This is a genomic window from Starkeya sp. ORNL1 (genome assembly GCF_012971745.1).
Taxonomy (GTDB): domain Bacteria; phylum Pseudomonadota; class Alphaproteobacteria; order Rhizobiales; family Xanthobacteraceae; genus Ancylobacter.
Genome location: NZ_CP048834.1, coordinates 342168 through 359775, shown reverse-complemented (window position 1 = coordinate 359775; position 17608 = coordinate 342168). Strand labels below are relative to the sequence as shown.

General features: G+C 64.7%; 16 protein-coding genes. 7 read left to right on the top strand and 9 right to left on the bottom strand.

Features of this window, described 5'->3' with window-relative positions:
- The first annotated feature begins 23 nt into the window (after positions 1-23).
- A complete protein-coding gene (locus G3545_RS01730; RefSeq protein ID WP_246702649.1) occupies positions 24-1385 on the top strand; it encodes a HAMP domain-containing sensor histidine kinase in 1362 nt (453 codons plus the stop codon).
- Between the two features lie 13 nt (positions 1386-1398).
- Here the strand turns inward: G3545_RS01730 and G3545_RS01725 are convergent, their stop codons facing one another.
- From G3545_RS01725 to G3545_RS01710, 4 genes are all read right to left on the bottom strand, one after another.
- Positions 1399-2022, bottom strand: a complete 624-nt coding sequence (locus tag G3545_RS01725) for a tyrosine-protein phosphatase (RefSeq protein ID WP_246702648.1) — start codon at positions 2020-2022, stop codon at positions 1399-1401.
- 204 nt (positions 2023-2226) lie between these two features.
- Positions 2227-3009 carry a GntR family transcriptional regulator gene (locus G3545_RS01720; protein WP_170009270.1) on the bottom strand — a complete coding sequence of 261 codons (783 nt, stop codon included), beginning with the start codon at positions 3007-3009 and terminating at the stop codon, positions 2227-2229.
- Between the two features lie 136 nt (positions 3010-3145).
- Positions 3146-4231 (bottom strand): Gfo/Idh/MocA family oxidoreductase, encoded by a 1086-nt coding sequence (locus G3545_RS01715; protein ID WP_170009268.1) that lies wholly within the window; start codon positions 4229-4231, stop codon positions 3146-3148.
- A gap of 190 nt (positions 4232-4421) precedes the next feature.
- Positions 4422-5300, bottom strand: a complete 879-nt coding sequence (locus G3545_RS01710; RefSeq protein WP_170009266.1) for an outer membrane protein — start codon at positions 5298-5300, stop codon at positions 4422-4424.
- 322 nt (positions 5301-5622) lie between these two features.
- Here G3545_RS01710 and G3545_RS01705 point away from each other — a divergent pair, with 322 nt between their 5' ends.
- Positions 5623-5943, top strand: coding sequence for a hypothetical protein (locus G3545_RS01705; protein ID WP_246702647.1), 321 nt, complete (start codon positions 5623-5625; stop codon positions 5941-5943).
- 90 nt (positions 5944-6033) lie between these two features.
- Here G3545_RS01705 and G3545_RS01700 read toward each other — a convergent pair whose 3' ends face one another.
- The gene (locus G3545_RS01700) at positions 6034-9555 is read right to left on the bottom strand and encodes an autotransporter outer membrane beta-barrel domain-containing protein (RefSeq protein WP_170009264.1); all 3522 of its coding nucleotides are present in this window, start codon (positions 9553-9555) and stop codon (positions 6034-6036) included.
- Positions 9556-10226: 671 nt separating this feature from the next.
- On the opposite strand from G3545_RS01700, the gene G3545_RS01695 reads away from it, so the two are divergent.
- Positions 10227-10817: a hypothetical protein gene (locus G3545_RS01695; RefSeq protein WP_170009262.1), complete on the top strand. Its 591-nt coding sequence runs from the start codon at positions 10227-10229 to the stop codon at positions 10815-10817.
- Positions 10818-10853: 36 nt separating this feature from the next.
- Here the strand turns inward: G3545_RS01695 and G3545_RS01690 are convergent, their stop codons facing one another.
- Positions 10854-11537, bottom strand: coding sequence for a sulfite oxidase-like oxidoreductase (locus G3545_RS01690; protein WP_170009260.1), 684 nt, complete (start codon positions 11535-11537; stop codon positions 10854-10856).
- Positions 11538-11636: 99 nt separating this feature from the next.
- Entirely contained in the window at positions 11637-12374 is a 738-nt protein-coding gene (locus G3545_RS01685; protein ID WP_170009258.1) for a TerC family protein, read from the bottom strand.
- Between the two features lie 279 nt (positions 12375-12653).
- Between G3545_RS01685 and G3545_RS01680 the strand changes: the two genes are divergently transcribed.
- The 3 genes from G3545_RS01680 (at position 12654) to G3545_RS01670 (ending at position 15023) form a co-directional block, all read left to right on the top strand.
- Positions 12654-13592, top strand: coding sequence for a transglycosylase SLT domain-containing protein (locus G3545_RS01680; RefSeq protein WP_348644611.1), 939 nt, complete (start codon positions 12654-12656; stop codon positions 13590-13592).
- Between the two features lie 92 nt (positions 13593-13684).
- The gene (locus tag G3545_RS01675) at positions 13685-14683 is read left to right on the top strand and encodes an MBL fold metallo-hydrolase (RefSeq protein ID WP_170009256.1); all 999 of its coding nucleotides are present in this window, start codon (positions 13685-13687) and stop codon (positions 14681-14683) included.
- A gap of 88 nt (positions 14684-14771) precedes the next feature.
- A complete protein-coding gene (locus tag G3545_RS01670; RefSeq protein ID WP_170009254.1) occupies positions 14772-15023 on the top strand; it encodes a DUF3297 family protein in 252 nt (83 codons plus the stop codon).
- 10 nt (positions 15024-15033) lie between these two features.
- Here the strand turns inward: G3545_RS01670 and cutA are convergent, their stop codons facing one another.
- A complete protein-coding gene (cutA, locus tag G3545_RS01665) occupies positions 15034-15369 on the bottom strand; it encodes a divalent-cation tolerance protein CutA (protein ID WP_170009252.1) in 336 nt (111 codons plus the stop codon).
- Positions 15370-15398: 29 nt separating this feature from the next.
- Here cutA and G3545_RS01660 point away from each other — a divergent pair, with 29 nt between their 5' ends.
- Positions 15399-16241, top strand: coding sequence for an NAD kinase (locus G3545_RS01660; RefSeq protein ID WP_170009250.1), 843 nt, complete (start codon positions 15399-15401; stop codon positions 16239-16241).
- Positions 16242-16370: 129 nt separating this feature from the next.
- Here the strand turns inward: G3545_RS01660 and G3545_RS01655 are convergent, their stop codons facing one another.
- Positions 16371-17522 carry a DUF2336 domain-containing protein gene (locus tag G3545_RS01655; RefSeq protein ID WP_170009248.1) on the bottom strand — a complete coding sequence of 384 codons (1152 nt, stop codon included), beginning with the start codon at positions 17520-17522 and terminating at the stop codon, positions 16371-16373.
- Between the last annotated feature and the right edge of the window lie 86 nt (positions 17523-17608).

Sequence of the window (17608 nt, the reverse complement as noted above, 5' to 3'; positions counted from 1 at the left end):
GCACGCCGTTCCGCCTGACGGTCGTGCTGGCCGTCGCCTTCATCGTGGCGCTGCTCATCGGGGGCGGTGCGGTCTATCTGTTGATCCAGCGGGAACTCAACGCGCGGGTCGACGGCAACGTGCTCGACACCTACGGCGTCATCAAGGAGGCCTATGGCGAAGGCGATCTCACCGATCTGGTGGATTCGGTGGCGAGCCACGTCCGCGGCACCTTCCAGGACGACCGTGTCTATCTGCTGATCGACCGCGAGGGCAAGCCACTCGCCGGCAACGCGACGATCATGCCGCCGGGAGATGGCCTCTCGACGATCAGCGGCCGGGAGCTGGGCCTCACGGATGAGGAAGACGACGAGTATCGCGTCAATATCGGCTCTGTCGACGGCCTGCGTCTCATGGTCGGCGCCAGCTACAGCGAGACCCGGGAGATCGGCTGGCTGATCCTGACCAGCCTCGGCTGGGCCGGCGCGCTTTTCCTGCTGCTGGTATTGGCGACCGGCCTGCTCCTCGCCAGCCGCGGGCAGCGGCGGCTCGACAGCATCGCCGAGACCATGCGCCGCGTCGGACGCGGCGAATTGCAGGCACGCATCGCCTCAAGCGGGCGAGGCGACGACGTCGATGCACTGATCCGGGATGTAAATGCCGCTTTGGACCGCCTCGCTTCGCTGGTCGAAGGCATGCGTCAAGTGAGCGTGGACATCGCCCATGATCTCAAGACGCCGTTGAACCGCCTTGCTATCACCGTTGAAAGTGCGATCGAGGCCGACGGGGCTGGGAAACCCGTCACCGAGTTGCTGGCGCAGGCGCAGGAGGAAACCTTGCGCATCAATGCGATCTTCGATGCACTGCTACGTATCGCCCAAATCGAATCCGGGGCTCGACGCTCTCGTTTCACCAGCCTCAGGCTGGCTGGGGTGATCGAGACCCTGGTCGATATCTATGGTGAGGTCGCAAAGGACCACGGCCAGAACCTGATCGTCGTCTCCGGCGACCCGTTTCCGGAGATCATCGGCGACAGGGATCTGCTCACACAGATGCTGGCAAACCTCATCGAGAACGCCATCCGCCACTGTCCGCAGGGCTCGCGCATCGCCATCGAGTCGCAGGTGTCGCCGCTGCATATTTCCGTCATCGTCGCCGATGACGGCCCCGGCATCAGCGACGATGAGCGAGGCAAGGTATTTCAGCGGCTCTATCGCACCGAGAAAAGCCGGACCTCGCCGGGGAACGGGCTCGGACTGAGCCTCGTCAAGGCGATTGCCGAGTTGCACGGTGGGACGGTATCCCTCGCCGACAACCGCCCGGGCCTGCGGGTCGTCGTCACCTTGCCCCTGCCGGCATTCCGAGCCGATACCGGCAGCAATGGCGCTCTCTCCGTGCCCGGTTAACCATGGCGCTCGCTCAGGAGTTGGGAAAGCCGAGCCAGGGCTCGATCCGCTCCCAGGTCTCGTCCATGGCCCAGGCCGGCGCGAACGGCAGCGGAATGTGGCCATAGAAGGGGGAGAGCTGCCATTCCGCAGCATATTCCCCGGCCTTGGCGATGGCGCCGAGATAGAGCGCGGCGGCAATGCCCGACCGGTCGGCGCCGCCGGTGCAGTGCACCAGGATCGGCTTCGGCGCGTCCCGCATCATGGCGATGAGCGCCTCCACCTGGCTTTGCGTCAGTTCCTTCGACGCCGATAGACGAAAATCAAGGTGGGCAATGCCGAGCGCCTCGCTCTGCGCGATTTGCTGCTTGTACCAGTCGGAGCTATCGGCGCCGCGCAGATTGATAATGGTGCGGATGCCGTAGTCTTTCTGGAAGCCCGCAATCTCCGAGGCGTCGAAACGCGCGGCGCGATACAACTGGCCCGCTACCACGGTGTGGAAATTGCCGATGAGCTGCTGCACCCCCATCCAGATCCCGCACAGCAGAAGCAACGCCAGGAAGCCGCGCACGGCATATATACATAGCCGGCGAACTTTACCCGCCCGCCGCGTCTCGCTTGTGACGGCTGTCGGCGCGTCGCCCGTGCGAAATGTCATGAAGATGGCTCCCAACGTCCCGGCCGGGATATGCCGCTGGAGTGTGTCGGTATTTGGCCGGCAGCCGTGCGATTTTGAGCACTGGACTTCCTAGAGCTCTTTCCGTTCGGATGGAAACATCCAAACGATAAGAAAGCGCTCTAGATTCAATAAGCTGGAGCAATTCCTCTTCGATCAGATGATTCCATCTGATCGGGAAATGCTCTAGCGCCGTTCGAACTCGATGTTCAGCGAGAACCGCCTCTCCGGATGGACCGAATAGGTGACGAGGAAGATCGCCCCGTCGGCGCCGCGATAACGCCGGATGATGATGAGCGCCGGATCGTTCTCCTGCGCCATCAGCGGCTCCGCCAGTTCAGCGGTGACGTGGCCGACCAGGATCTCGATCTGCGCATGCGCGGCGCGATGGCCCAAATGCTCCTCGATCTGCCGCACCACCGGCGCTCCGGTGGAATTGGGCAAGTCCAGCACGCCGGCGAATTCCGGCAGCACATAGACGTCGAGATAGGAGATCGGCGCGCTGGAGGTGCGCGTCAGCCGCATCGCCTTCATCCGAACCCAGGATTCTCCCACCTTGCCCTTGAGCAGCACCGCCAGTTCGGGCGAGGCCTTGATGCGATCGATCTTCAGCGGCCGGCGATAGGTCTCGGAGGGATATTGCAGCAGCTCTTCCATCGAGCTCAGCGTCTGCACGAAGCCTTCGGGTTTGCGGCTGGCGATGACGACTGTGCCGACGCCGGGCGTCGCCTCGATCAGCCCCTGGTCACGCAGGTTGGAGAGCGCCTGGCGCACGGTGAAGCGGCTGACATCGAAGCGAGCGCATAATTCATGTTCAGTCGGCAAGCGAGCGCCGAGCTTGTGCACGCCGGTCTCGATCTCGTGGCGCAGCACGCCCTCGATCTCCAGATAGCGCGCGCCCTGCCCTCCCGAGGCGGGTCGTCCAGAGGAAGTCCTCGCACCGGCACCGCCTGACTTCACCGCCGTCATCGGCCCTCACCCGCACTGCGCCGTCCCGCAGCGCCGAGAATCGCGCTGCCGGTCACCACGATAACGCGAAGTTGCGCCGCGGACGCGATGGCATCTCGAGCTGTTATTTGTCTGGACAAAATACGCGAACGCCGGTTCAAACCGCCGCCAGCACGCCGCTCTTCAGGTCGTTGATCTGCGCGATCGACTGGTTGGACAGCGGCAGGTCGACCGGCTCGTTGATGGCCGCGGACAGGTCCGCCGCGGTGTAAGTCTCCATCACCATCCGGGCATGCTCGGGCGCCACCATCACCGGCGTGTCGCGTAGCACCGATTCCAGGAAATGGATGGTCTCCGGACCCATCTGGCCGGCAAACACATGGTCCACCTGCTCGCCCGGCATGGTCGACATCGGAAAGCGCGTGCCCTCGCTCACCGTGCTCAGCCAATTGTCGCGCTGGGTGTCGTCGAGGATCAGCGCGCCCTCGGTTCCGGTGATCTCGATCCAGGTGCCGCAATAATTCGGGTAGGCCGGCGGCAGGTTCCAGCCGCCGCCGATCACCACCAGCATGCCATTGTCCATGGTGACGGTGGACCACATGCAGTCATAGGAGCCGTTGATCTCCTGCATGTAGCCATAGGAGCCCTGCGAATAGACCCGAACCGGCTTGGCCGGCTCCAGCATCCAGAACACGAAGTCGAGATCGTGGGTGGATTCCATCGCCGCGGGGGACAGCTTCACCCGCGAGGCGATCTTCTTGCCGAGGCTGCGCGAGAGATGGCGGCTGACCATGACGCTGACGATCCGGCCGAGCGTGCCGTCGGTGATCTTCTTCCTGGCGTAGGCGATCTTCGGATTGAAGCGCTGCGAATAGCCGATGGTGAACTTCACCCAGTTGCGCTTCGCGATCTCGATGAGTTCGCCCGCCTCCCACATTTCCAGCGCGATCGGCTTCTCCAGCAGCACATGCTTGCCGGCGCGCAGGCAGTCCCGGGCGATCGGGAAATGGGTGTGCTCCGGCGTGGTCGAGATATAGACCACCTTGATGGCATCGTTGCTGACGATGTCCTGGTAGTCGAGCGTCGCGGTCGCCGGCCTGGTGAGCTGGCGCACCTCTTCGAGGCGCTCGGGGCGGATCTCGCAAATGTGCAGTTTGTCGACCAGCGCCGAGCGCGACAGCGTCTCCGCGCGAATCCCGCCGCACCAGCCGGTGCCAATCACCGCCACCTCGACCTGCCGCATATCCTTAAAGCTCCCTGCCCTCTTGTCAGCGACGCCTATCGATCGCGTGGCTGGATCATTTGTCCGGACATATACGGGAGTTGGCGGCACGTGTCCATGTGGGCGGGGCCCTGCCCGGCCAGGCGGTACCATGAATCAAAAGCGCCGGCCTCGCGGCCGGCGCTTCCAATATCGGTGATGTCCGGTCAGACTACCACTTGTAGTTAATGCCGGCCTTGATGGTGTGGAACGTGGTCTCGACGTCGACCTTGGCGCCCACGACGAGGTAATCGTTGCCGACATACCCTTCCGTTCCGTCATCGAACAAGGTCTGGCTGCCGAGATCGACATAGAGGTATTCGGTCTTGAAGGTCCAGTGATCGGTGATGGCGTATTCGATGCCCGCGCCGACAGTCCAGCCCCACTGGGTGTCGGAGGTCGAAACCGAGTCGCCGAACAGCTCTCCCATGTCGTCGAAAACGGAGATGCTGCCGTGCGACTTCACCTTGCCGTAGGCCGCGCCGCCGGTGCCATACAGGAACACGCGATCCCATGCGTAACCCAGGCGGGCCCGGATGGTGCCGAACCATTCGACTTCGGAGCCGGCGCTGAAGTTGGCGCCGCCAAGCAGATCATCATTGAGGAAGAGATTGCCGTTGCCGCTGATCTCGCCCTCGATGCCCGACCATTGGAAGTCCGTCTCGACGCCGATCACCCAGTTATTGTAGAACTGGTAATTATAGCCGATCTGGCCACCCCCGAAGAAACCGCTGGAATTGAGTTTGAATTCTCCACTGAGATCCAGCGAATTCTCGAGTACGTAATCGTCCGGAATAGCTGCGACCGCCACCTCGGACTGCGGGTTGCATTCGCCCCGACACTCACGCTCATATTGATCCGCGAAAGCGCTGAACGGATAGCGGAACCTGTCGCCGCCATAGCCGCCGTTCGCGCCGATATAGAAGCCGGTCCAGGAGAAGGCCGGAATTATTACCGGCGGCGGCGCCTTCACCGGATACGACATGTCCGCCGCGAGCGCCGGAGCTGCCAGCGCCGCGAGACTAACCAGACCGAGTGCAAGTGACTTCATATCCCGACCCCCAGGGTAACTAGCCCAGTTTGAATGTTGCTTTGAGTCCGAACGTTGGGGAAGTGTTTTTAAGCAACACTCATACATTACTTGAGCCGATTATACGCGCACATTCAATGACTTAGGTATCCGGATGCAGTATTCGCAATATTCATTTTGCATTAACCGGAATAAATAGTTCGCACAGCAACAATATCGCTCGCGGCATAACGTATTGCAGCGAAGGCCGAGAAACCCGCGCCGCTTGCGAAGAATCCAACGACGCCTCGCGCCAGCCAGGCTGCAACCAATACCGCCCCGGTAGCGTTACACGCAGGCCATGATGCCGCGCGTCGCATTGAGCTTTCCGGTGCTTTTCCTACTGGCGGCCCAGGTTCCGCTCGCGGCCCGCGCGCTCGCGCATGACGCGCCGTCCGGCTGGACCTATCCGTCATCATGCTGCTCGGGCCATGATTGTTACCCGGTCAGCGGACCGGCGCTGGAGACCACCGCCGACGGCTATCACATCAAGGCGACCGGCGAGGTCATCCCCTTCACCTCGCGCCGGATCAAGCCCAGCGGGGACGGCTCCTACCACCGCTGTTCCTGGGGCGGCGACGTGAATTCGTCGACCATCTGCCTGTTCATTCCATCGGGGTCGTGAAACGAAAACGGCCGGCCCCGCATCGCGCGAAGCCGGCCGTCCAAGATCTCAAGAAAAAGGGGCGGCGCCGCCGCCCCTCTCAACTCCTGCTTACCAGCGGACCTTGATGCCGCCGGTGCCGGCCCAACCCTCGACGTCACCGAAATTGTACTCGCCGCTGCCATAGAGCGCGACGTTCTCGGTGATTGCGGCGTTGAAGCCGAGGCCGGCATTGTACCAGGTGCCGCCGATGTCGCTGGTCAGCACCGTGCCCGCGACATTGGTGTCGTTGTCGCCCATGAACTCGGACAGCACGTTGAATACCGCCCAGGGCGTGAAGCTCTGGCCGTTGATGCCGGGGATCGTCGTCTGCAGCTGGATGCCGAGGCGGCCGATCAGCGAGTCCGCATCTTCGGGCCGGATGCGCAGGCCGTAGGAGTCGGTGTAGTCGTCCTGGCTCACATTGGCATAGGTCAACTGTGCCTGCGGCTGGATCACGAAGCCACTGCCGACATCGAAGCCATAGCCGACTTCGCCGGAGCCGCCCCACACCGAAGCATTGGTGTTGGCCGTGATCGAGAGCGCGTTCTCGAGCTGGCGGTCCGCATTGATATCGACGTCGAGGCTGTCGTACTTGAAGACGAAGTCCGCATAGCCGCCGACGCCGGGAGCACTGCCGCCGACCTGGCGGATGGTGGCATAGGCACCAGCGTTCCAGCCGTCGAGCTTCAGGCGCGAGCGCGAGCCGAAGTCGCCATACACATCGGCATCCGACCAGCCATAGCCGCCGAAGGCACCAATGCTGACCCGGGCGTCGGTCAGATCGAAGGTGTAGTCACCGCCGATCTGGAAGCCGTAGGTCTGCTGGTCGAAGTTCCAGCCCTTGTTGACCTCATAGGACAGGTCCGCACCACCGCCCCGGCCCCACACTTGGAATTGCGGCGCGGGGGCCGGCACGTAGGCCGGCGCCTTGGTCGGCATGGCGAGGTCGGCATTGCGGCCTTCCAGCGCGTCCTGCTGCTTCAGTTCGCCGATGCGCTTATAGAGCGTGTCGACGCCGGCGTAGAAATGCCGCTGCGCCGCGGACGAGGCCGTCACGTAGCCCGGCACGGATTCCAGCAGGCTCGACTGCAGGAACTCGTCGCCGGCAGTCGGGCCGGACTGCGACTGCACCAGCTGATAGCTGAAGGCGCCGACCAGCAATTCGCGCCCGCCGGAGAACTGGTTCTGCGCCAGCTGGAAGCCGTCGGCCGGCGAGGCGCCATTGACATCCACCAGGCGGATGCCGTCACCATCGGCATGGCCGGTGAAGGTGCCTGCCCCTTCATTCAGGTTGTTGACGTAGATCGTCGTGGTGCCGCTGACATTGCCGTTGATGGTCAGCAGGTCGGTCGACGAGGCCGCGTTATAGACAAAGGTGTCGAGCAGCAGGTTGCCGCCGCCGCCGTTCGGCCCGCCGAAGGTGGCACCGCCGAAATAATTGCCCACGATGGTGTGCTGATCGTCGGCAAAGCCGTCGGTCAGCAGGATCGTGCCGTTATTGAGATAGGTGCTGGGGCCCTGCGCCGTGATCGTGGTGTTGCTGCCAAGCCCGCCACCGGACACGTCCAGCAAGCCACCATAATCGGCGAGCAGGCCGGCATCATTGCCGGTGAACAGGGGTGCATAGTAGCCGGTGCCTGCCTGCAGCTCGAAATGATCAGTCGTCAGGCTCGCACCGGTGAAGGCGAGCGACAGTGCCGAGTCGCCGCCGACCGTTACATTGCCATCAGGGACGCCGTTGGTCAGGTGCCGGAAATCATAGGTCGTGGCGGTCAGCGAGACCGCCGAATGCCCGCTGATGTTCAGGTGATCGATGCCGAGAATTTGGCCGAACGCGACGTTCGAGCCGCCATTCACGTTCATCGTGTCGTTGCCGGCATCGGCAAGGCCGGTAGCGGCACCATCGCCGCGCACGTCGCCGCCGAGTGCGAAATTGTTGCCGTTGACGCCGGTAAAGGTGAGCGTGTCGTCACCGTCGCCGCCGTCAATATTGCCATCGATGTCGACGAGCGCGGTCGAGGCCGGGCTGAAGAGCAGCGTGTCGTTGCCGGCCCCGCCAAGGACATTGCCGCCGATCAGCACCTGGCCGGAGCCGGTCGGCGAGAAAGTCAGGTTGTCGCCGTCAGCTCCGCCATCGACATTGCCGGTCACGGTGACGCGGCCCTGCTGGGACGGCACGAAGTTCAGCGTGTCCACGCCGGCCCCGCCATCGACGTTGCCATTGATGGTGAGGATCTTCTGCGTGGCGTTACTGACGAAACCATTGCCGTTGAAGGTCAGCGTATCGCCGCCGTCGCCGCCGAACACGCCATTGCCGGCCACGCCGGTGCCGACCGTGCCGGAGGTGAGCGTGATGTTGTCGGCCTCGGTACCGCCGTCGATGAGGGAGCCGATGGTCGCGCCGTTCAGGGTGATGATGTCGGCGCCGGCACCGCCGAGCGCTTGCGCCGCCGAGCCCTTGAGCAGATCGATCGTGTCGACGTCCGCGCCGCCGTCGATATTGCCCGAGATCGTCGCGCCGTTCAGCGTGATGTGGTCGGCGCCGGCTTCGCCGAGCACCGCCGCCGCGGAGCCGGACGTCAGGTTGATCGTATCACCGTCGTCGCCGCCTTCGATATTGCCGGCGATCGTCGCGCCCTTCAGCGTGATGATGTCCACGCCGGCACCGCCCAGCACGGCCGCGGCCGAACCGGAGGTCAGATCGATCGTGTCGCCCTCGGTGCCGCCGTCGATATTGCCCGAGATCGTCGCGCCATTCAGCGTGATGTGGTCGGCGCCGGCGCCGCCGAGCACCGCCGCCGCGGAGCCGGAGGTCAGATTGATCGTGTCGGCCTCGGTGCCACCGTCGATATTGCCTGCGATCGTCGCGCCCTTCAGCGTGATGATGTCGATGCCGCCGCTGCCCAGTACCGCCGCGGCCGAACCGGACGTCAGATTGATGGTGTCGCCGTCCGCGCCGCCGTCGATATTGCCGGTGATCGTGGCGCCGTTCAGCGTGATGCTGTCAGCACCGGCGCCGCCGAGCGCTTGCGCCGCCGAGCCCGAGAGCAGGTTGATCGTATCGGCGTCGTCACCACCGTCGACATTGCCGGTAACCGTGGCGCCGTTCAGCGTGATGTTGTCCACGCCGAGGCCGCCCAGCACGTTGCCACCAATGGTGGTCGCGACATTGGGGTTGCCGCCGACGACGATCGTGTCGCCACCCGAGCCGCCATCAACGTCGCCATTGACCTGCACGGTGCTGCCGGCCGGCGGGGTGCCGACCACGGTGCCGATATTGAGCGTGTCCGCATCATCGCCGCCGAGCACACTGCCACCGATGACGATATTGCCGGAATTGATGCCGCCGGTCGGGGTGATGGTGATGTTGTCGGCGCCGGCGAGACCTTCGACATTGCCGGTACCGGTGGTGACCGAGCCGCCGATGACGCGGATCGTGTCGGCCCCTGCCGTGCCGGCGACCGGGCCATACGGGTTCGGAGCAGCGTTGTCGCAGGTCAGGTTGTCGGCGGGACCGCTGCACCCGGCGAGCGCGGCGTTCGGTCCATAGGTGAGGGCCAGAAGCCCTGTCGCCAGCGCGCTGCATAGCATCAGCGCACCGCGGCGGTTCTTTACGGTCGAAACGGGAAGCCGCGCCGGCCTCGAACCAACCCGAACCGCCGACGTTTGGCGTTCCTCAACTCTTATCGACATTCTGGAGCCCCCAAAAGATGCCCGTCGGGATTACTGTCCCGTGTGTACAAACAAAGGAGAGCACTTGCCGATCTCGACTGAAAGGTATCTGGGAAATATATGCGGTATTCAATAATACAACCATGGATATGCAAATCCGCCATATCCTACCTTCGCGAGATTTACGCATTAAACGAGAAGGATATAATCACGATTTCGATGCAAATAAATATGTTCAATATCAATAGGTTATGCTGAAATGGTACTGCAGTGATGCTTCATGTTTATTTAACTTTACGAGCAAGAGTCGGAATTGTTGGAGTCGCCTTCCGAGTCACGTGTGGCTTTCGTGCAACGAAAATGGGTCAGGAATTTAAGTATTTTGTAACCCGGATGTGGCTGCGGATAGTAATTTCTGCCACACCGCAGCAACCAGATCATCGGGCGAATATAAATGAACAGTTAAGATCGCCTCCGGAGCATTCCTCAAAAATTGCCGACGGACCCGGACGCGACAACGCGCGCATCAGACAAAGCGCGGCGGAAGCCCGCGAATCGCCTATCCTCTCGCCGGATCGGCGGAGGGATGAATGCCGCACACTTGGCGTGCCCCGGCTTGCTATGTCAGCGTGGCACTTATCTGCATGCTCTATATCTGGATCATGCCCTTTGTCGGCCTGACCGACCTGTTCGCCGGTGCCGGCATCGGCGCCGCGCTGATGTGGGCGTTGAATGATTGGGAAGTCCGGCAGCAGGCAAAACAGCACCACAATGAAACGCGCATTGAGCCGGCTTCCGTGGTGATGTCCCGCCTCCGGGCTATGGCGCGTGCCGCGCGCGGTCTTGAAGGCGCCGGGCGATCCACCGAGGCTCCTCCCGACAATGAGGAGATGCGACGCCTCGCCCGCGCGGCTGGAGCGCTCGATGGCGACGCCGTCACCTCCGAGGCGCCACGACCGGACCCGAAGCCGACGGCCAGGCGCGAAACCCCGATCGAGGCCTGGCGCCGCGAGGTGCGTAATCGCGATATCGACAAGATGGAAGCGCAGCTGCGCGCGCTCGCCGAGCAACCGGAAGCCGAACCCTACGGGGCGCCCGACCGCAAGCCGGCGGACGCTTCGCACCGGGACGTACCGGATCGCTGGCAACGCCCTGCCCGCTCCCGCTCATTCCCGCGCTAACGGCCCTGCGCTTACCGTCCGGTCGCTCGTCGCCACTCACTCATCGTCGGAATAGCGCTCTTCCCTCCACGGGTCGGCATGGTTGTGATAGCCGCGCTCCTCCCAGAAGCCACGCCGGTCCGCGGCGATGAACTCGATGCGCTGCAGCCACTTGGCGCTCTTCCAGAAATACAAATGCGGCACCACCAGGCGCATCGGCCCGCCATGCTCGCGGGTCAGCGGCGCGCCTTCCCAGCTATGGGCGAGGATGGCGTCCTCCGCCGCGAAATCCTCCAGCGCGAGATTGGTGGTGTAGCTGTCGCGGCTGTACAGCACGACGAAATGTGCTTCCGGCTTCGGCATGACGACATCGAGCAGGTCGCGCACCCGCACGCCCTCCCAGCCATTGTCGTAGCGCGACCAGGTGGTGACGCAGTGGATGTCGGTCACTTCCCGGGCCTGCGGCAGCGCGAGGAAGGCGTCCCAATCCAGCACGACCGGGTTCTCGACCAGGCCGAACACGTCGAGCTTCCACACCCGCGTCGGGATATGGGGCTGGATGCCGAGATCGAGCACCGGCCAGTCGCGCACCAGATGCTGGCCGGGCGGCAGCCGGTCCTCTTCCGGCCGCGTAACCTTGCCGGTGAGGAATTTGCCCTCGCGCGCCCATTTCTGCTTTGTCGTGGTCAGCTTGCTGTCGGGCGGCAAATCCTCGTCGCGAGGCGCGCTGTCATCGGCCATGTCCAAACTCCGGAGCTGTCAGCGCGCAGCATAGCATCGCGACCAGCCGCGGCACCGCCGAATTGCTCGGCGACGCCGCGGCACAGCTTCACGTCACCGTCACGCCTGTGCCTTGGCCTTGCGGCGGCGCGACAGCATGTTGAGCGCTTCCACGCCGGCGGAGAACGCCATGGCGGTGTAGATATAGCCCTTCGACACATGGGCGCCGAAGCCTTCGGCGATCAGCACCGTGCCGATCATCAGCAGGAAGCCCAGCGCCAGCATCACGATGGACGGGTTGTGGTGGATGAAATTGGCGAGCGGATTCGCCGCCAGCAGCATCGTCAGAACCGCCACGATGACAGCGATCACCATGATCGGAATGTGGTCGGTCATGCCGACCGCGGTGATGATGCTGTCGACCGAGAACACCAGGTCAAGCACGAGAATCTGCGCGATGGCGGCGGTAAAGCCGATCTGCAATGCACTGCCGGCTGCCCCGTCCTCCTCGGGAGCCTCCATGGTCTGATGGATTTCCTTGGTCGCCTTCCACACCAGGAACAGGCCGCCGCCCATCAGGATGAAGTCGCGCCAGGAAAAGGCGTGACCGAACAGCGTGACCACCGGCTCGGTAAGTTGCACGATGTAGGCGACCATGCTGAGCAGTCCGAGCCGCATAACCAGCGCCAGACTGATGCCGATGCGTCGCGCCCGCGGGCGCATCTCTTCCGGTAGCTTGTTGGTCAGGATGGAGATGAAGAGCAGGTTGTCGATGCCCAGGATCACTTCCATGGCGATGAGCGTGACCAGCGCCGCCCAGGCAGCGGGACTGGCGGCGAGCTGCATCAGATAATCCATGGGTATCACTCCGATCCGGACGTGGAGGGGAGCCCGCATGCGGACGCACGCGAGTCGCGGGTGGCGGTGAGATGATACATGTCTGGTCGAGCCTCGCAGCCGGCGATGACGTCGGGAAAGATCCGACATCACGCGATCGCCGGCATGGCTCGCGTCAGAGGGGCCCGGATCAGGGGTTGCCGCAATGTAGTGCACCCCTCGCCGTGGGGACAGCCGCGCAATGGAATGACAGAATGTCGCACTACAGCTAAGTCATGCCCGGTCGATTTGAACCGAACGATGCCGATGCCGCCTCATCTGTTCCTCGCCGCTCTGTTGCTGTTGGCCGGCGTGGGCATCGCCCTCGGCGAGCCCTCGCGCGTGCCAGCCGAGGCGCCGCCGGATCCGCCGGCCACCGCGCCGGCGCCGCGAACCGAGAGCGTCGAGGACACGCTGTGCCGGCTGATCGAGCGGTCGGCGCGGGCGAACGGATTGCCGGTCGAGTTCTTCACCCGGCTGATCTGGCGCGAGAGCAGTTTCCGCTCGGATGCCGTCAGCCCCAAGGGCGCGCAGGGCATCGCCCAGTTCATGCCCGGCACCGCAGCGGACCACGGCCTCGCCGATCCGTTCGATCCCGAGACCGCTTTGCCCGCCTCGGCCGCGCTGCTCGCCGACCTTCGCGCGCAATTCGGCAGCCTCGGCCTCGCCGCCGCCGCCTACAATGCCGGCCCTGCCCGCGTCGAGAAATGGCTCGCCGGTCAAGGCGGGCTGCCGCTGGAGACGCAGGCGTACCTGCTCTTCATCACCGGACGCGAGGCCGAGGACTGGGCAGCGGAGCGCCGCCCGCCGGCCAAGGGCGCGCCCGCCGAACCGCCAGCGGTGGCACCCCCCGATCCGCCGTCGGCGGCAGCTCTCGACTGCCATTCCACGACGGTGGCGATCCGTAAGCGCGGTGGGCCGGTGGCGCAGGAGATTGCCACCATCACCGCGCCATGGGGCGTCCAGCTCTCCGGCAATTTCTCCAAGGCGCGGGCGCTCGCCTCCTACCAGCGGGCGCAGAAGCAATATGCCAAGCTGCTGGAGGGCACCCAGCCGATGATCATCGGCTCACGCCTGCGCTTCCGCGGCAGCCGGGCGTTCTACCGGGTGCGCGTTGCGCAGCAGACCCGCAAGGCGGCGGATGCGCTATGCAATCGGCTGAGAGCGGTCGGCGGCGCCTGCGTGGTGTTCCCGAGCTGATCTCACCCGAACGTGAAGCCACACGTCGTGACCCTGCGTGACGCGACAACTAGCTTGCCCATCCAACCAGTACCGACGAGGAGTAGAGCGCCATGACTGAACCTTCCCGCCGCGGCCTGATCGCCGGGGCTGCTGCTTTCGGCGCCACTTTGCCCCTCACCGGTGCTCTGTCCACCTTCTCGCCGGATTCGGCGCAGGCGGCCGTGCAGCCGATGGGTCAGCAGGTTCCCAGCATCTATCGCTACAAGGTCGGCAGCATCGAGCTCACCGCGGTCAATGACGGCGTGCGCACCTTCCCGCTCGCCGAGAACTTCGTGAAGAACGCCAAGCCCGACGAGATCAATGCCGCCCTCGAGGCCGGCTTCATGCCGAAGGGCCAGATCACCGCGCAGTTCAACCCGCTGCTGCTGAACACCGGCGGCAAGCTGGTGCTGATCGACACCGGCAACGGGCCGCAGGCCGGCACTGCCACGGTCGGCCGCCTCAATGCCAATCTCGGCTGGGCCGGGGTGAAGCCGGCGGATGTCGACATCGTCATCATCTCGCATTTCCACGGCGACCACATCAACGGCCTGCGCACCGATGACGGCGTTCTCGCCTTCCCGAATGCCGAGATACTGGTGCCGGCGCCGGAATGGGCGTTCTGGATGGATGAGGGCGAGATGAGCCGCGCCCCCGAGGGCATGAAGCCGGCATTCGCCAATGTCCGCCGCGTCTTCAAGGACCTCGACAGCCGCGTTCGCCGCTATGAGTGGGACAAGGAGATCGCCCCCGGGATCACCACGGTGGCGGCGCCTGGCCATACCCCCGGCCACACCGCCTATGTCGTTGCTTCGGGCAAGGACAAGCTGTTCGTGCAGTCCGACGTCACCAATACGCCGGTGCTGTTCGTCCCGCATCCGGACTGGCAGGTGCAGTACGACATGGACGGCGCTAAGGCCGCCGAGACCCGCCGCAAGGTCTATGACATGCTGGCAGCTGAGCGCCTGCAGCTGACCGGGTACCATTACCCGTTCCCGGCGACCGGTTTCATCGCCAAGGACGGATCCGGCTATCGCTTCGTCCCGGCAATGTGGAATCCGGCGCTCTGACCACGCGCCGATGGATTTACGTGCGGGAGACCGCTATCACTCGCGGCTTCCCGCACGATTCCGGACACTGCCATGACTGAGCACTGCCATGACTGAGCTCTTGCCCGACCGCCTCTCCTCCGACCCGAACAGCCCGTTCTACGACGCGGAACTGCTGGAGCGTGGCGTCGGCATCCGCTTCAAGGGCGCCGAGAAGACCAATGTCGAGGAATATTGCGTCAGCGAAGGCTGGATCCGCGTCGCCGTCGGCAAGGCCAAGGACCGCGCCGGCAACCCGATGACGGTCAAGCTCAAGGGCGATGTCGTGCCCTATCTGAAGGACGCGCCGGAAGCGGAGTGAAGATCCGGGATCACTCCTCCGTCTCCTCCTCGATCCAGCCGAGATATTCCGCGTCGCCGCCGGCAACCGGGATGAACAGTATCGCCGGCGTGTCATAGGCATGGCGCGCGCGAACCGCCTGCGCCACCGGCTCGGCGAGGTCGGAGCGGGTCTTCAGGATCATCACCACTTCCTCGGCGCGCTCAATCTCGCCTTGCCAGCGATAGAGCGAGATCATGCCGGGCATGATGTTCACGCAGGCGGCCAATCCGTCGGCGACGATAGCGCGGCCGGCCGCTTCCGCCTCGACGAGCGAAGGCCACGTCGTATAGACAAGCACTGTGCTATACGCGTCATCCGGCGCCATTCCCTCGTCTCCCGCGCATCGGCCGTCCCATGAACGAAGCCGCCCGTCCTTCCCACGATGCCGAGACCGCGGCGGCAACCGCCTCCCGCACCATCGAACCATATCGAGCATATGGCCGAATCGCCTTTGTCGCGAGCGAGGCCCCGGACGCCGTGGACGCGCGCGCCGCGCTCATCGCCCGCTACGGTTCGGCAACGCCCGAAGAGGCCGACATTGTGGTGGCGCTCGGCGGCGACGGTTTCATGCTGCAGACGCTGCACCGCTTCCGCGACACCGGCATCCCGATCTACGGCATGAATCGCGGCTCGGTCGGCTTCCTGATGAACGCCTTTTATCTCGACGACCTGCGCGAGCGCATGGCGGCCGCCGAGCGCGTGGTCATCCATCCCCTGATGATGGAAGCCGTTGACGCCGCCGGACACCATTATCGCGCCCCGGCGATCAATGAGGTCTCGCTGATCCGCCAATCCTACCAGGCCTCGAAGCTGCGCATCTCGATCGACGGCAAGCTCAGGCTGGAGGAGCTGATCTGCGACGGCGTGCTGGTGGCGACCCCGGCGGGCTCCACCGCCTATAATCTCTCGGCGCAGGGGCCGATCCTGCCGGTGGGCACGCCGCTGCTGGCGGTCACCCCGATCTCCGCTTTCCGGCCGCGGCGCTGGCGTGGCGCGCTGGTGCCGGATACGGCCGAGGTCGAGATCGCGGTGCTGGAAGCCGAGAAGCGCCCGGTCAACGCCACCGCCGACCACTTCCAGGTGCTGAACGTCGTCAAGGTGAGCGCGCGGCTCGATCCCGGCTCGTCGATGATCATGCTTTTCGACCCCGATCATTCGATCGAGGAGCGCATTCTGCGCGAGCAGTTCACGTACTGAACGCGCTCTTGCGAGCATCCTTCGAGGCTCGCTGACGCTCGCACCTCAGGATGACGTCGTATCTTTGGGCTTGAACAAACTACGTCATGCTGAGGTGCCGCCCGGAGGGCGGCCTCGAAGCACGCAGGCTTACGCCGCCAGTCCGCCTTCCAGCGCCCGCGCCTCGTCGCGCGCGGCTTCCACCTGCCAACGGCGCAACTGGTTGAGGATCTGGTCGACTTCCTCGCCGGCGGGCATGTTGCGGTGCTGTTCCAGCACGCGCTCGACGATGCGCCGCTTGAGACCGCGCGGTTCGGCGAGACCATCCTTGCCGGCATCGACATAGCTCGCCTTCTGCACCACTTCGAGCGCGGTGCGGAAGGCGACGAAGGCGCCGCGCGGCAGCCCGGCGCGGTCGTAGAGCGCGCGGAAGGCGCTGCCCGTGCGGTCGGCGGCGAGCGCCGCGACCTTGGCGGTGGGAAGGCCGGAGAGCAGCGACACCGCCTCGAAGAACAACCGCACCTGGCCGGAGAGCAGCGAGCGCAGCACCAGGGCAGAGGTCAGCTCGCCCTTGGCGCGCAGATGCTCGACGAAAGCGCGCACATCTTCGGCGGGTCGACCGTGAGCGATGGCGACGGTGGCCTTCTCGCATGCTTCCTTGGTGAGGCGCGCGGCCTGCTCCGGCGGCAGCCACTCCTTCTGCACCACGAAGGCGGAGAGCGTGTCGGCGACCGAGCGGATCAGGGCCTGGTGCGCTTCCGCCGGCAGGCCGTCGCGGCGCAGCAGCGCCTCGCGCACCGCGGGCAAATGGCCGAAGCGTGAGACGATGCGTCCGAGCGCGAAGCCCGGCACATCCGATCCGTCATTCTCGATCAGGGTCAGGCAGGCATTGGCCTCGCCGACCTCGGCGATGGCGGCGGCAACCGGCGCCGGCACCACGTCACGCGAGGCAATGGCGGTCTGGCGCCAGCCGTCGCCCTCGCCCACCACCTCGACCAGTTCGCCGACGCTGATGACCGGCGAGCGTGCCAGCACCAGTTCGCCGATCTCGCCCGGCTCGGAGGCGAGCGCCAGCACGATGCCGACCGGCGCCTGCCGATGCGAGGCCAATGACTCGGCGATGGCGAGACGGACCAGCGGCGACGGGTCATCCAGCAGCAGCAGCAGCGCAGCCTCGGCGGCGCGGCGATCCTCAGCGGAGAGGTCGGAATGGAGATACGCCCGCGCCAGCGCGCTGGTAGCATCCGCTCGTTCAGCGGCAGGCGCAGTCTTCACCCATTTCAGGAATTGACGGACGATCATGGCAGCGGCCCACGCGATCATTACACGGGGGTATCATGCGCCCGTCAGATTTAAGAAAGCGTTGACCATAAGACGGCGCCGCCATC

Coding starts and splice junctions, on each gene's coding strand:
- G3545_RS01725 (WP_246702648.1), bottom strand. CDS start 2,022: ATGACATTTCGCACGGGCGACGCGCCGACAGCCGTCACAAGCGAGACG.
- G3545_RS01720 (WP_170009270.1), bottom strand. CDS start 3,009: ATGACGGCGGTGAAGTCAGGCGGTGCCGGTGCGAGGACTTCCTCTGGA.
- G3545_RS01715 (WP_170009268.1), bottom strand. CDS start 4,231: ATGCGGCAGGTCGAGGTGGCGGTGATTGGCACCGGCTGGTGCGGCGGG.
- G3545_RS01710 (WP_170009266.1), bottom strand. CDS start 5,300: ATGAAGTCACTTGCACTCGGTCTGGTTAGTCTCGCGGCGCTGGCAGCT.
- G3545_RS01705 (WP_246702647.1), top strand. CDS start 5,623: ATGCCGCGCGTCGCATTGAGCTTTCCGGTGCTTTTCCTACTGGCGGCC.
- G3545_RS01700 (WP_170009264.1), bottom strand. CDS start 9,555: ATGCTATGCAGCGCGCTGGCGACAGGGCTTCTGGCCCTCACCTATGGA.
- G3545_RS01695 (WP_170009262.1), top strand. CDS start 10,227: ATGCCGCACACTTGGCGTGCCCCGGCTTGCTATGTCAGCGTGGCACTT.
- G3545_RS01690 (WP_170009260.1), bottom strand. CDS start 11,537: ATGGCCGATGACAGCGCGCCTCGCGACGAGGATTTGCCGCCCGACAGC.
- G3545_RS01685 (WP_170009258.1), bottom strand. CDS start 12,374: ATGGATTATCTGATGCAGCTCGCCGCCAGTCCCGCTGCCTGGGCGGCG.
- G3545_RS01680 (WP_348644611.1), top strand. CDS start 12,654: ATGCCGATGCCGCCTCATCTGTTCCTCGCCGCTCTGTTGCTGTTGGCC.
- G3545_RS01675 (WP_170009256.1), top strand. CDS start 13,685: ATGACTGAACCTTCCCGCCGCGGCCTGATCGCCGGGGCTGCTGCTTTC.
- G3545_RS01670 (WP_170009254.1), top strand. CDS start 14,772: ATGACTGAGCTCTTGCCCGACCGCCTCTCCTCCGACCCGAACAGCCCG.
- cutA (WP_170009252.1), bottom strand. CDS start 15,369: ATGGCGCCGGATGACGCGTATAGCACAGTGCTTGTCTATACGACGTGG.
- G3545_RS01660 (WP_170009250.1), top strand. CDS start 15,399: ATGAACGAAGCCGCCCGTCCTTCCCACGATGCCGAGACCGCGGCGGCA.
- G3545_RS01655 (WP_170009248.1), bottom strand. CDS start 17,522: ATGATCGTCCGTCAATTCCTGAAATGGGTGAAGACTGCGCCTGCCGCT.